Genomic DNA, 13,008 nt, shown 5'->3' on the forward strand with positions numbered 1-13,008 from the left:
GCTGAAGCGGAGATAACAGGAACGGGGGACTTCATCACATGAAAGTATTGATCATCGGCTCAGGCGGGCGCGAGCATGCGCTGGCATGGGGGCTGAAGCAGAGCCCGAAGGTTAGCCAGGTGCTGGTGGCTCCGGGCAATGCAGGGATGGAGGATGTCGCGGAGAGGGTTCCATTTCTGGTGACCGATTATGAAGGCATTGCGAAATATGCGCGCCATCATGACATCGATCTTATCGTCGTCGGCCCGGATGATCCGCTGGCGGACGGCATCGTCGATGTGCTGCAGGAGAACGGGGTGCGGGTATTCGGGCCGGACCGGAAGGCGGCCGAGATCGAGGGCAGCAAGGTGTTCATGAAGGACCTGCTGCGAACCTATGGCATTCCGACCGCCGCGTATGCCGCATTCGAGGATGCGGAGGCGGCGAAGCAATATGTTCGCGGGCAGGCGATGCCGATTGTCATCAAGGCAGACGGCCTTGCCGCCGGCAAAGGCGTCACCATCGTGCAGACCGTCGAAGAAGCGGAACAGGTATTGAATGAGGTGATGATCGAAGGCAAGTTCGGCGCCTCCGGCAGCCGGGTCGTCATTGAGGAATTCATGCAGGGGCAGGAAATGTCAGTGTTGGCGTTCGTGGACGGCGAGACGGTGCTGCCATGCGTGCCCGCCCAGGATCATAAGCCCGCGTATGACGGGGACACCGGCCCGAATACCGGGGGAATGGGGACGTACAGCCCGCTGCCGCAGTTCCCGGAAGAGGTGTTCACGCGGGCGGTGGAGCAGGTGATCAAGCCGACGGTGCGGGCGATGGCGGCGGAAGGCCGCCCGTTCCGCGGCCTGCTCTTCGCCGGGTTGATGATAACGCCGGAAGGGGAGCCGAAGGTGGTAGAGTTCAACGCCCGCTTCGGCGACCCGGAGACGCAGGTGGTACTGCCCCGCCTGAAGACAAATCTGTTCGACGTGCTGTGGGCCTGCACCGAAGGCACGCTGGATCAGATCGAGCTCGAATGGCGAGACGAAGCTGCCGTGTGCGTCATCGTTGCCTCGGAAGGCTATCCGGGCAGCTACCGCAAAGGCGATGTCATTACCGGGCTGGAGGAAGCGTCGAAGCAGGCGCTGCTCTTTCACGCGGGGACGGTTCGCGACCATGACGGAACATGGCGGACGAACGGCGGGCGGGTGCTTGGCGTCGTCGGTCGCGGCCCGGATTTGGCCGTGGCGAAGGCCAATGCGTATGAGGCGGTGCGCCAGATTCACTTCGCCGGCATTCATTATCGGACCGACATCGCCGACAAGGCCAACCGCCACCTGGCGGCCGGTTCTGTCGGGAACCTGTAACCTGACGTTATACAGATTTAATAATGCTCCTGGCTGGAAAATTGCTTTTTATCCGGTCATTTGCAACAGAGAAAGCCGTGACTCCTTGGCCGCTTACCTGAGCCTGTGGAGTGACGGTTTTTTTATTTCCGAGAGTGCCATTTTTTCTTAGTTCCGCTTGCGTACAGGCAGGTGAATAGGTGTTTTAAGCTCTTATATGCAGTCTCCCCGTTACTCAGGATCTGAATTTCCCCAGTCCTTTTCACCTTGTAAGAATGAAATCTTTCCTCGCTGGTATTGAAGCTGAAACGCTGTCTTGAGGAACTGGTTTCTCGAAGAACTGGTTATAGATCCGGTAGAAATTTGGCCTGCTTTAAGCTCGTGGAGAAACACGTTTATTTCGAGTGCAGCAAAATCCCTTATCTTCCCTCGCGAACTGGACACAAATAGGTGCTTCAAGCTCTTATGGGCAATCTCCCCATTACTCAGGAACTTATTATTTCCAGTCATTTACACCTTGGAGGTGTGGAATCTTTCCCTGTTGGTATTTGGGTCAAATCGTTTCTTGAACAACTGGTTCTAGTTCCAGTGATATTGAAGCTGCTCGAAAAAAGGAGCGTGACAAATGGATATGTGAAGAGCGTGTTGGCGTCCCCGGCTGTACCTGACTAGCAGGGATACTGTTGCAGAGAGGATCGGAAGGGACAAACCTGCCGGGATGGGATACTGGAGCAAAGGGATTAGAAAGGAGGAACCTGCCCGGATGGGATACTATGGCAAAGGGCGAAGGCGGGAGTTGTCGTAGCCGGACGCAACCCGGTTCTGTTGGAGCGGCGAAGGCTAATGCACATGAGGCGGTTTATGCTTTACCGGGCCGACATTGAGGACAAGACGAACCGCGAGCAGGCAGCGGGCTCGGCTGGCAAGCTGTACTCAATTGTATTTTTTCCATTGTTGGTGGACGAATATCAATGTTTCCCTGCTCTGGGCCAAAATTGTTAGGTTAGCATGTAGCCGGCATTTCGAATACATATGATATGGTTTTCGTCATCAAGTTTTTTGCGAATTCGGCTTATGTAAACATATAATTCATGTTGGGTGACCGTGAATGACATTTTCCATGCGTAATTTTTCAATTCTTGAAAAGGAACCACTTGGCCCTGGTTTATAGCCAGCAAATACAATAAGCGAAATTCAACTCGCGAAAGCGAAATAATAACTCCACATTTCAAGAGAACCTCATGTTCAATGTCTAAGCACATCTTATCGTTAAGTTGAATGTGCATAATATTGCGCTTCATAAGTTCACCCCTATAGCGGATGATCCGGTTATTTGTTGATATTGAGCAATATGTCAGTATTGAGATGCAGGTCCTTTGCATTATATTAGACGTTCATTCATGAATTAGTCAATCGTTATGGCAGATATGTGTTAATTAGCTCCCCTTTTGAAATGTCTTCGTATATGCAAGTGAAGTCCCCCAATATACCCGGATGATGCAGGTACACTTGGAGGACTTCTACTCAATCAATATTGTTTTTTTTGAGGTTAAACTTTAGGACCAACCCGATAATGAATAACAAGGCGAATATTGAACCAAATGTCATATAGTAGTAGTCAATTTTATTTCTGGTTAGCAGGATAGTGAAAAATTTGGAGCCAAAGATACCAATCCCTGGGATCCCGGCATAAATGCAAATGGTTTTAACCGTTTTCAGAAGTTTGATTTTCATTTTTCTAATCAATCACATGCGCAATTGTCGCAAATTAATTTGGTAGCTACTGTACATACAAGACCTCCTACTCCTCCGAATGCTGCACCTGCAAGGGTACATGCTGCAATGGAAGCCCATTCGCACTCCTCTTGACTGCTGCTAGTACTAATACTTCCCAATTTTGTTAGTTCTTCAACTGTAGAGTTGATTATTGTCCCGCTATTTTTATGGATAACTTTAACGGATTTCTTTTTGTCAATATTCACCTGATAGGCATCAATTAATAAATCCCTATCGATATCGTAAATAGCCATTAAAAACCATCCATTTCCATTTAAATCGACAGATTCAAAGCCAACTGTATATACATTATAGCGTTCTTGAATTTTTCCTGAAAAAATGCTCCCTTAAAGTTTTCTCTTTTAATTTACAATATTATCCTAACATAATTTTTTTAGGTTGAATCTTTAAACTTGTTGATAAAATCGACAAAAGTCTACATGTATGTTTCCGGAGGTCAGTGCCGATCAGCCATACGGAAAAACTTCGGCAGTGCTAGCATAGGGGAAGGTAGCGCAGGAACTACCCAGCGGTCTTTTTCCATGAAAAACGGATTAAGCAGGGGCGAGTCTTGAAAATCGTCAATCGATAATGAAAACGGTAGATTGTCGGCTTGTTCGCTCATCTCCTATGCTGAGGGAGGGAAGGATTTCCACTCGCAGGAAGGGAATGATGATTGGATGAACAGGGGTTTGAAAAGATGGGCGAAGGTCCGGCGCGTGACGGCAGGCTGGCTTGCTCTGCTGCTTGTTGTCGGCTGTCTTCCGGCATGGCCGGAACAGGCGGCAGCGGGAACGGCAGATGCGGCGGAGTTCGACAAGCTGCGTGCGCGTTGGGTGGAGTTTTTGACCGGGGGGACGGCCTATGATCCGGCGGATCCGGATATTGCGCCCGCGATCGAAGCGCTAATCTCAAATGTATCCAATGCGGAGGGGAGCGGGCTGTGGGATCGGATGAATAAGGGAGCGGGCCGAGCCTATTTGTGGAGTGATCTGCAGGGCACCGCCTCGAATCAGATGTCAGCCGGATATGTCCGGCTGAAGCAGATGGCGCTCGCTTATTCGACGTACGGCTCGCCGCTGTACCGGAACGAGGAGCTGAAGCGGGATATCGTCGGCGGGCTGGACTGGATGTATGCCAACCGCTATAACGAGAATAAAAGCGAGACCGGGAATTGGTGGGATTGGGAGATCGGCATGCCGCAAAATCTGAATGACACCGTCGTTCTTATGTATGAGGCGTTAACGTCGCAGCAGATCGGGAATTACATGAAGGCGGTGGACCGCTTCGTGCCGGACCCGACGCGGCGGACGAATCTGCCCGGCCTTGTCGAGACCGGGGCGAACCGGCTTGATAAGGCGCTCGTCGTTATTATTCGGGGCGTGCTTGAGCAGCGGAGCGCGAAGATTGAGGAGGGCCGCGACGCCATCAGCCAGGTGTTCGATTATGTGACCCGGGGGGATGGTTTTTATAAGGACGGCTCGTTCATTCAGCATGTCAATATCGCGTATACGGGGAGCTATGCCGGCGTGCTGCTCAACGATATGGGGAAGCTGCTGACCGTGCTGGCCGATTCCCCGTGGGCGATTACCGACCCGAAGCTCGAGCATGCCTACAACTGGGTAACGGATTCCTATGAGCCCCTCGTCTATCGATTCTGTCCGATACGACGCGGACCCGGCCTTATGATGGGCTGGGGGTGGCGGACATTGTGCTGCTTCGCTTTGTCATCGAGAATCCGGATATTCCTCCGCATCCACAGCGACTTGGGCATACGACATTCGCCGGCATGGACCGGATATCGCATCTCCGGGAGGATTATGCCTTCGGCATTGAGATGTCTTCCTCGCGCATCGCCAATTATGAGAACAGCATTAGCGACAGCGTGACGAGTTGGCATCTCGGGGAAGGAATGACTTCCTGTACAATGCCGATGCGCTGCAGTTCAATGATGGATTCTGGCCGACGGTGAATCCGTTCCGGCTGCCGGGCACGGCCTCGGACGGCGCGCCGCGCCGGTCTCCGAAGACGGCATCGAAGTCTTGGGTCGGCGGCACGTCCATCGACGGGCTGTATGGAGCGGCCGGGATGGATCTGAATCCGGATAACAGCACGCTCGCCGGCAAAAAATCATGGTTCCTGCTCGACGATGAGATCGTCGCCCTGGGGGAGGGAATCCACAGCACAGATAACCGGAAGATCGAGACAATCGTAGAGAACCGCAAAATCAACGCCAATGGAGACAATGCGCTGACGATCAATGGACAGATCCAGCCGGCGCAGCTTGGCTGGGCCGATACGGTGGAGGGCGTGCGGTGGGCGCATCTGGAAGGCAATGTTCCGGGAGCCGGTGTCGGTTATTACTTCCCGGATCCGGCTGCTGTCACCGGACTGCGGGAATCCCGCACCGGAGCGTGGAGCAACATTAATCAGGGCGATTCCGGGGCACCGATCACCCGCAATTATGTCAGCCTGGCGCTGGAACATGGAACGCAGCCGTCGGACGCTGCCTACTCCTACGTGCTCCTTCCGAATAAGGATGCGGCCGGGACGGAAGCGTACAGCGTCCGGCCGGACATTGAGATTATCCGCAACTCGGCGGATATTCAGGCCGTGAAGGAGACGCGGCTTGGCTTGACTGCGGCGAATTTCTGGCAGGCGGGCACGGTCGATCTCGTGCGCAGCGAGCAGCCGGCGTCATTGATCGTGAAGGAGGAAGGCAACGAGTTGACGGTGTCCTTGTCGGATCCGACGAAAAACCAGGGCAGCCTGATGCTTGAGATCGGCAAGCCGGGATTCGAGGTGCTGTCGCAATCGGACACGGTGTCCGTCCTGCGCACGTCGCCAACGATTCAACTGAAGGTGAACGCCGCCGGGTCGCTGGGGACGGCGCATCAGGTGAAGCTGACGTATGAGGCGGAGGCGCCGGTTTCTTTTCCGCCCGTTCAGGAAGAGCAGTTCGCTCCCGTTGCCGATACCTTCGTATGGGATGGCGCCAAGGCCAATACGAACTTCGGCAGCTCGACCTACCTGGTGGCGCGGAACGGAGGCGGCGGCTTCAAGCGCCAGACCTTCTTCAAGTTCGATCTGGGCGGCTGCACGGGCGAGGTGAATGCCGCTAAATTGTGGGTGTACGGCAGTACGGATCAGCCGGGAGGCGTCAGTGCTTTTGCGGTAGCGGATGACAGTTGGACGGAATCGGAGGTGACCTGGAACCGGAAGCCTGCGCTCGGCCAGAAGCTGGATACGGCCTCCTTCGATACGGCAGCGGGGTGGAAGGCGCTCGATGTGACTTCCTTCGTTCAATCGGAGTTGTCCGGCAACGGGATCGTCAGCATCGGCATCGACACGGTCGATAACCGCTATGCGAGCATGAACAGCCGGGAAGCTGCCGAAGACCGGCCGTATTTGCAGGTGCTGTTCCCGGCGGCGGTGGAGGATGCATTAAGCGGGGTGACTGAAACCGCAGCAAGAAAAATAACAATTCGAAGGAAAAGCATGCAGATCTCCTCCCGAGGGGCTGCATGCTTTTCTCGTGCCTTGGGGAGAAGTAATGAGCTTGGAAGAGGAATAGAGAGATTGGATGTATACCTTTCATGTTTTTGGGGTATAAATCGGGTTTGTGAATTCTGGTTATCAGGGATATATTGTACTTATAATTTGATATGAGTATAAATGGAGCGTGATGAGATGGATGTCGTTCATTTCGCCGATTTGACGAAAAGATACGGGAAACAACGCGGGATTGAACAGCTTCATCTGACGGTGAAGCAGGGAGAGATGTTTGGGTTTATTGGACCGAATGGAGCCGGAAAGTCTACAACGCTGCGCACCTTGATGCAATTGATCCATCCGACCTCCGGCACGATCGAGCTGTTCGGGGAGCGTGTGGATCGGGAGCGGCCGGATCTGCGCCAACGGATTGGCTATTTGCCTTCGGAGGTGCATTTTCACGATGAACTGACGGGGCTGGAGGTGCTGGATTTCTCGGCGCGCGTGCATGGCAAGCGCCTGAAGGAGACGCCGGCGTTGGCTGATGCCGAACGGCTCGGGTTGGATGTACGCAAGCGGGTGAAGTCGTATTCGCTGGGCAACCGAAAAAAGCTGGGCATCGTGCAATGTCTGCTCCACCGGCCGGAGCTGATCGTCATGGATGAACCGACATCCGGTCTTGATCCGCTGATGCAGCATACATTTTTCGAGATGCTGCGGGAGTATAATGAGCGCGGGGCGACGGTACTCTTCTCGACGCATGTGCTGAGCGAGGTGGAGAAGCTGTGCTCCCGCGCCGCCTTTATCCGCGACGGCCGCATTCTGCGCGTGAGCGAGGTGGACCGGATTCCGGGGAAGGATCGGCGCATCGCCCATATCCGCTTCCGGCAGCCGGGCAATCAGATCGAAGCATATCATCTGACAGCGCTCGATCCCGGGGCCTCCTTCGACGGAACCGAGCACCGTCTTACGCTGCGGCGGCCGCTGCAGGCCGCTTTGCGGCAGCTGTCGGCTTACGATATCGATGATATCCGCATCGATCAGCCGACGCTGGAGCAGTTGTTCATGGCGGAATACGAAGGGCCGGACGCCGCAGAACGGAAGCGTGCGGCCGGCGGAGAGAAGGGGGAATAATCATGCGCGAGCTGTTCCGATATGAATGGCGCACGAACCGGAGAAGCTTCCTCATCTGGACGCTGATTATCGTGCTGTTCCAGACGATGTTCTCCGGGTTCGGCGATCTGTATATGAGCAATGAGGATATGCTGAAGCTGCTGGAGCAGTTCCCGCCGGCGCTGCTGGAAGGCTTCGGTCTCCATCCCGAATTGATGACCAGCTTCGAAGGCTGGATGGGAAGCGAGCCGCTGGTCTTCTATATGCTCCTGTTGGGCGCGTTCGCCGCGATCTGGGCCGCATCGGCCGGGGTGCGGGAACGCGATGCGGGCACGGCCGACTTCATGTACACGCTGCCGCTGTCGCGCGGCCGCATCTTTGTGGGCAAGGCGGCGGCTCATCTCTCGGGGGTGCTGATTATCGCGGCGCTCAGCTATGGTTCGACGCTCTTGTTCGGCAGTATGTTCAGCACGGTAAGGGACCCGGGCATCCTGTTCCTGTATACGGCGGCCAGCGTGCTGACGGCGTTAGCTTTTGCGGGCATCGGCTATGCCTTGTCGGTCGCCGTCTCTTCCGAACGGGCGGGGATGGCGGTCAGCATTGGCATTGTGATTTTGTCCTTTCTATTCCATCTGCTTGCCGGCATGCATGAATCGCTGTCCTGGCTGTCCCGGCTCAGCCTGTTCACCGCCTTCAGCGGCCAAGACCTGTTCCTGGACGGAAGCTTGCCATGGTCTGCGGTATTCATTACGATAGTGCTATACGCAGGGGGCTTGGCAGGCGGCCGATGGTGGCTGTCCCGGCGGGATCTGTAGCCGGACGCCCCCTCGAAGTCGAGTGTTGCAGGCGGCAGCGAAGGGGGAGACTTGGGCAATGGCGAAAGGGAAAGCAGATGCGATTCTGGTGGCCGGTCAGCGCTTGTTTTTTGAACGAGGCATTCAAGAGACGAGCATGGAACAGATCGCCGAAGCCGTACCGGTGGCGAAGATGACGATCTATAAATATTTTCAAAGCAAGGAAGGGCTGCTGGAGGCGATCATCGATCGCTTGATGGAGGAATCGTTCCAACTGATGCAGACGGTCATGTCCGAGGCCAAGGACATCCGCGATCTGTTCGAACGGCTGATGAATTACCGGGACTTTGATCAGATCTCGCCCTTGTTCATTTCCGATCTGGTGCAGTATTATCCGGCCATCTTCGCGAAATTGATGTCCTATCAGGAGAACCGGGTCATTCCCGCGTTCGAGGAAGCCTTGTTCCGCGCCCAGCAGGCGGGTCAGGTTCGTAAAGATCTCTCGCCCCATCTCATGGTGCTGTACATGATGTCGATGAAGGAGTTCATGTCCCAGCCCGGGCGGCTGGAGGGCGGCTTCGGCTTGCGTACGCTGGCGGAGCAATTGATGACGATGCTGTGCCATGGCATATTGACCGATCGGAACGTGAAGCCGGGAGAATAATTTATGTTCGGCTCCTTATACTAATGTCGTAATCTACGTACGTCAGGAGGAACGACTGGTGAAGGAGCCGTATCCGCTGGGTCATGCATTGACCCGGTTGTATTTGTCTCAGGAGCAGAGCAGGGGACAGGAGGAAGCCTCTGCCATGGAAGCGATGCATCGAACGGAGGAAGCCGATGCTTCATTCGAGGGCGATCCCGATGCCATCAGTGACCATCTGCATGCAGGCATGTCTGACGGTGCGTTGGAGACACATCAGATGGTCCAGCGTTCTTACGGGCTGTACGATTGATGAATAGGCTGCTCTGTCTCGGCAGGGCAGCCGGGCAAGGCCGCAGCACCGCGCAAGCGGAGGCTGCGGCCTTGTTGTGTTGGCGGACGGCTTGGCGGTCAACAATCTTAACCCTGCAGGGTTGACACCGGGGCGAAGCCGGAGTACACTATGTTCAATAACATAGTAAGTTAATCGGAATTGTGAGATATGCGCTGCGTTCGGGTTGGAGTTTAGGATGACTGGGGGATGACCGGGAGCCGAGCGGCGGGCAGATGCCGGGGAAAAAGATATTGCAGCAGGAAAGGTGAGGGGAAGCGATGGAACGACATGTCGATATCCGGTGGCGGGACGAACGGTTGGCCGCTACGATACATTATCCGGGAGAGCGTACGCCTTATGAGTTGGGCGAGGAGAAGCGCGTGCCGGTCACGATCATTTGTCACGGCTTCGTCGGGAGCCGAATCGGCGTCGACCGCTTGTTCGTCAATGCGGCGCGCCGGCTGGCGGAGAGCGGCCATATCGTCATGCGCTTCGATTTCGCCGGCTGCGGGGAGAGCACCGGGGAGTACGGCCGGCTCGGGCTGGATGATATGATCGAGCAGACCGGGACGGTGCTCGATTACGCGCTCGGGTGCGGCAATGTCGATCCGCAGCGGGTGACGATTATCGGGCATAGTCTCGGCGGGGCGGTCGCGTTGTTGACGGGGGTCCGCGACGTGCGGGTCAAGCGGCTCATTCTCTGGTCGCCCGTCGCTTATCCGTTCAACGATATTGTCCGCATCGTCGGCCGGGAACGGTATGATGAGGCGGTGACGCGCGGGCAGTCCGATTATTTGGGCTATACCTTCACCCAGACGTATTTCGATGCGCTCGGCAGGCATCAGCCGTTCCAGGAGGCCCCGAAGTTCAACGGCGATGTGCTGCTGGTTCACGGGACGGGCGACGATGTCATTCCGGCTGATTACAGCTTTCTCTATCAGAAAATATTTTGGATGCGGGGCGACGGACAGTGCGACAAGGAGATCGTCTTCCAGGCGGATCATACGTATTCAAGCGGAGAACACCGGGAGAAGCTGTTCGACTGCACGCTGCAGTGGCTGAAGCAGTGGGAGCAGGGGCAGGAGGAATGGGCGAACTGGAGCATTTAACGTTGTAGGGCACTTCAGGGCCGCAGCGTGGGCTGGCCAATGGAATTGATAACGGAGCAAGCGCGGATGCGCGGCTCCGTTTTTTTGTCGTGGAATGCTCTGCCTGGCCTATCGGCGGAGTCATTTTGCAGGGCAAAGCATAATCTATATACAAATCTCGGGAAGGTGACCGAAGCGGTCCCGGATCGCAGTGATGAGGATTGCGCGAAGGGGGAGGGTCGCCGCCCCGTCCGGCTCGTCAAGTACAGGGAGAAGCAGGAGCAGCAAGCCGGGGAAGCGGGAGCGGAGCAGCGGTTCTGTTCTGTGAGGAGGATAGAACGCGGATTGTTGCGCAAATGCATTCAGATCGGTATGACGATGAGGAAAAGAGCGGAAACTATACTCGATCGTTGAATGGGGAATGGAAAATAGCAGGAGCTAAAATTTTGAAATGAAAACGCTTCTTTCAATCAGTTTTCGAAAAGTTGTGAAACTTGTCAAAAAAGCATGATTTATAGGTCTGGCTTCGGCTACGAGATTCGACAAATGCTCACTTTCCAGTTACGTTTTCTTTACAAAACCACCGGGTCATGTGATAAGATATGTAAGGCTTGAAAAGTTTGCAGTACCACACATACGCAATATTGATTGCAAAGGAGATCGCGGAATGTTCAAGAAAAAGGACGTGTTTTTCGAAACGCTGCAAAATATGGCGGATACGCTCGTCCAGGCAGCGGAAACGTTCGCAAACGGGGTAGAAGATCTGCAGGATGTCTTATCGTTCACGAAGGAAATGAAGGAACTGGAAAGCAAATGCGACGTTTATACCCACACCATTTTGACGGAGCTCAATAAGGTGTTCATTACGCCGATCGAGCGGGAAGACATCATGGCGCTGACGACGGCGCTGGATGATGTTCTGGACGGCATGGAGGCCAGCGCTTCGCGTTTCGACATGTACCAATTGCTTGAACGGGACGAGATCGTCGTATTATTCGCCGATGTCATCAAGCGCAGCGCCTATGAGATTCAGAAGTCTATCCGCTTGCTCTCGGAAAAGAAACTTTTGGCTATTCGCGAGCACAATATTCGCGTCAACGAGCTGGAAAATGCGGCTGACGATATTTACCGCCGCGGCATCCGGGCTCTGTTCGCGGATGTGACCGATCCAATAGAATTGATCAAGCGCAAAGACATTTATGAGCGGTTGGAGCAGACGACCGACAGCTGCGAGGATGTGGCGAATCAGCTCGAATCGATCGTCATGCGGAATTCCTGATAACTGTCGTAGCATAGGCAAGCTAAGGTACGAAGGAGGTTGGGGATTGCGCGGACGCATCCGGCTGCCGGCTCTGTGCAATCGTGAATAAATGGGAATGGATGTTAATTTTTGGGTCATCGGGATCGTGATCTTCCTGGCCCTGGCGTTCGACTTCATCAATGGCTTCCACGACACGGCGAACGCGATCGCCACGTCGGTCTCGACGCGGGCCTTGCCCCCGCGCGTGGCCATTCTAATGGCTGCGGTGATGAACTTCGCCGGCGCGTTGACCTTCACCGGGGTCGCGAAGACGATCGGGGGAAGCATCGCCGATCCGGCGCAGCTCGACAACGGGCTAGAGATTGTTACCGCCACGCTTATCGCGGCGATTATTTGGAACTTGGTCACCTGGTGGTTCGGGATTCCGTCTTCGTCCTCGCACGCGCTCATCGGCGCGCTGGCCGGAGCGGTATTCGCGGGCGCCGGGGCCGACAAGCTCAATCTGAGCGGCTTCAACAGCATTGTTATCGGTCTTATCATCTCGCCGATTATCGCATTCATTGTCGGTTACATCGTCATGACGATATTGAAATGGATTTTCGGCAGGCGCAGTCCGCATACCGTGAATAAAGGGTTCCGCACCTGCCAGATCATTACGGCCGCGTTCCAATCGTTCACGCACGGCACGAACGATGCCCAGAAGGCGATGGGGATTATTACGTTCGCCCTGGTCGCCGCCGGCCTGCAGCAGGAGATGGAGGTTCAGACCTGGGTCAAGCTCGCGGCTGCCACCGCGATGGCTCTCGGCACCTCGATCGGGGGCTGGAAGATTATTAAAACGATGGGCACGAAGATATTCAAGATCGAGCCTATCAACGGCTTTGCCGCGGATTTGTCGGCTGCATCCGTCATCATGTCCGCTACGCTTACGCATCTGCCAATCAGCACTACGCATGCGATTACCTCCGCCATTCTGGGGGTAGGCTCTGCGAAGCGGTTCTCGGCGGTCAAGTGGGGCGTGGCCGGGCGCATCGTGGTGACCTGGTTCATTACGATTCCGATCTGCGCGGGATTATCGATGTTGGTCCTCAAAATGATTGACTTTTTGTTCTATTAAAAAGGGGAAAAAGCCGGCTCGGTGGAGTCGGCTTTTTGATGTGCCTGGGAGCTATGCTTCCTGTCTGTTTTGAC

13 protein-coding genes and 1 pseudogene are annotated in these 13,008 nt (G+C 55.1%); 12 read left to right on the top strand and 2 right to left on the bottom strand.

The window, feature by feature from the left end; translation table 11 throughout:
- Positions 1-38 precede the first annotated feature (38 nt).
- Positions 39-1,337, top strand: coding sequence for a phosphoribosylamine--glycine ligase (gene purD / locus OCY70_RS26945; RefSeq protein ID WP_213428946.1), 1,299 nt, complete (start codon positions 39-41; stop codon positions 1,335-1,337).
- A 977-nt stretch (positions 1,338-2,314) separates the two neighbouring features.
- Here the strand turns inward: purD and OCY70_RS36320 are convergent.
- The gene (locus OCY70_RS36320) at positions 2,315-2,698 is read right to left on the bottom strand and encodes a helix-turn-helix domain-containing protein (RefSeq protein ID WP_373871471.1); all 384 of its coding nucleotides are present in this window, start codon (positions 2,696-2,698) and stop codon (positions 2,315-2,317) included.
- 360 nt (positions 2,699-3,058) lie between these two features.
- Positions 3,059-3,346, bottom strand: a complete 288-nt coding sequence (locus OCY70_RS26950; protein WP_213428948.1) for a hypothetical protein — start codon at positions 3,344-3,346, stop codon at positions 3,059-3,061.
- A gap of 438 nt (positions 3,347-3,784) precedes the next feature.
- Between OCY70_RS26950 and OCY70_RS26955 the strand changes: the two genes are divergently transcribed.
- From OCY70_RS26955 to OCY70_RS27000, 11 genes and pseudogenes are all read left to right on the top strand, one after another.
- Positions 3,785-4,981, top strand: coding sequence for a hypothetical protein (locus OCY70_RS26955; protein WP_213428949.1), 1,197 nt, complete (start codon positions 3,785-3,787; stop codon positions 4,979-4,981).
- Positions 4,882-5,852: pseudogene (locus OCY70_RS36325) on the top strand (polysaccharide lyase family 8 super-sandwich domain-containing protein); the annotation flags it as partial. The gene OCY70_RS26955 and the pseudogene OCY70_RS36325, both read left to right, overlap by 100 nt.
- Before the next feature lie 12 nt (positions 5,853-5,864).
- On the top strand, positions 5,865-6,761 hold the full coding sequence (locus OCY70_RS36330) for a CBM96 family carbohydrate-binding protein (RefSeq protein WP_390905310.1): 897 nt from the start codon (positions 5,865-5,867) through the stop codon (positions 6,759-6,761).
- 21 nt (positions 6,762-6,782) lie between these two features.
- Positions 6,783-7,718, top strand: coding sequence for an ABC transporter ATP-binding protein (locus tag OCY70_RS26965; RefSeq protein ID WP_213428951.1), 936 nt, complete (start codon positions 6,783-6,785; stop codon positions 7,716-7,718).
- Positions 7,719-7,720: 2 nt separating this feature from the next.
- Positions 7,721-8,512 carry an ABC transporter permease gene (locus OCY70_RS26970; protein WP_213428952.1) on the top strand — a complete coding sequence of 264 codons (792 nt, stop codon included), beginning with the start codon at positions 7,721-7,723 and terminating at the stop codon, positions 8,510-8,512.
- Between the two features lie 58 nt (positions 8,513-8,570).
- On the top strand, positions 8,571-9,155 hold the full coding sequence (locus OCY70_RS26975; RefSeq protein WP_261945218.1) for a TetR/AcrR family transcriptional regulator: 585 nt from the start codon (positions 8,571-8,573) through the stop codon (positions 9,153-9,155).
- A gap of 58 nt (positions 9,156-9,213) precedes the next feature.
- Positions 9,214-9,447, top strand: coding sequence for a hypothetical protein (locus OCY70_RS26980; protein ID WP_213428954.1), 234 nt, complete (start codon positions 9,214-9,216; stop codon positions 9,445-9,447).
- 299 nt (positions 9,448-9,746) lie between these two features.
- A complete protein-coding gene (locus OCY70_RS26985) occupies positions 9,747-10,577 on the top strand; it encodes an alpha/beta hydrolase (RefSeq protein ID WP_213428955.1) in 831 nt (276 codons plus the stop codon).
- Positions 10,578-10,616: 39 nt separating this feature from the next.
- Positions 10,617-10,970 carry a hypothetical protein gene (locus OCY70_RS26990; protein WP_213428956.1) on the top strand — a complete coding sequence of 118 codons (354 nt, stop codon included), beginning with the start codon at positions 10,617-10,619 and terminating at the stop codon, positions 10,968-10,970.
- A 253-nt stretch (positions 10,971-11,223) separates the two neighbouring features.
- Positions 11,224-11,835, top strand: coding sequence for a DUF47 domain-containing protein (locus OCY70_RS26995; protein ID WP_261945219.1), 612 nt, complete (start codon positions 11,224-11,226; stop codon positions 11,833-11,835).
- Between the two features lie 97 nt (positions 11,836-11,932).
- Positions 11,933-12,934 carry an inorganic phosphate transporter gene (locus tag OCY70_RS27000; RefSeq protein WP_213428957.1) on the top strand — a complete coding sequence of 334 codons (1,002 nt, stop codon included), beginning with the start codon at positions 11,933-11,935 and terminating at the stop codon, positions 12,932-12,934.
- Positions 12,935-13,008 lie beyond the last annotated feature (74 nt).

The sequence above is a fragment of the Paenibacillus melissococcoides genome, from assembly GCA_944800085.1.
GTDB lineage: Bacteria > Bacillota > Bacilli > Paenibacillales > Paenibacillaceae > Paenibacillus_B > Paenibacillus_B melissococcoides.

Coding starts and splice junctions, on each gene's coding strand:
- purD (WP_213428946.1), top strand. CDS start 39: ATGAAAGTATTGATCATCGGCTCAGGCGGGCGCGAGCATGCGCTGGCA.
- OCY70_RS36320 (WP_373871471.1), bottom strand. CDS start 2,698: ATGCAAAGGACCTGCATCTCAATACTGACATATTGCTCAATATCAACA.
- OCY70_RS26950 (WP_213428948.1), bottom strand. CDS start 3,346: ATGGCTATTTACGATATCGATAGGGATTTATTAATTGATGCCTATCAG.
- OCY70_RS36330 (WP_390905310.1), top strand. CDS start 5,865: ATGCTTGAGATCGGCAAGCCGGGATTCGAGGTGCTGTCGCAATCGGAC.
- OCY70_RS26965 (WP_213428951.1), top strand. CDS start 6,783: ATGGATGTCGTTCATTTCGCCGATTTGACGAAAAGATACGGGAAACAA.
- OCY70_RS26970 (WP_213428952.1), top strand. CDS start 7,721: ATGCGCGAGCTGTTCCGATATGAATGGCGCACGAACCGGAGAAGCTTC.
- OCY70_RS26975 (WP_261945218.1), top strand. CDS start 8,571: ATGGCGAAAGGGAAAGCAGATGCGATTCTGGTGGCCGGTCAGCGCTTG.
- OCY70_RS26985 (WP_213428955.1), top strand. CDS start 9,747: ATGGAACGACATGTCGATATCCGGTGGCGGGACGAACGGTTGGCCGCT.
- OCY70_RS26990 (WP_213428956.1), top strand. CDS start 10,617: ATGGAATTGATAACGGAGCAAGCGCGGATGCGCGGCTCCGTTTTTTTG.
- OCY70_RS26995 (WP_261945219.1), top strand. CDS start 11,224: ATGTTCAAGAAAAAGGACGTGTTTTTCGAAACGCTGCAAAATATGGCG.
- OCY70_RS27000 (WP_213428957.1), top strand. CDS start 11,933: ATGGATGTTAATTTTTGGGTCATCGGGATCGTGATCTTCCTGGCCCTG.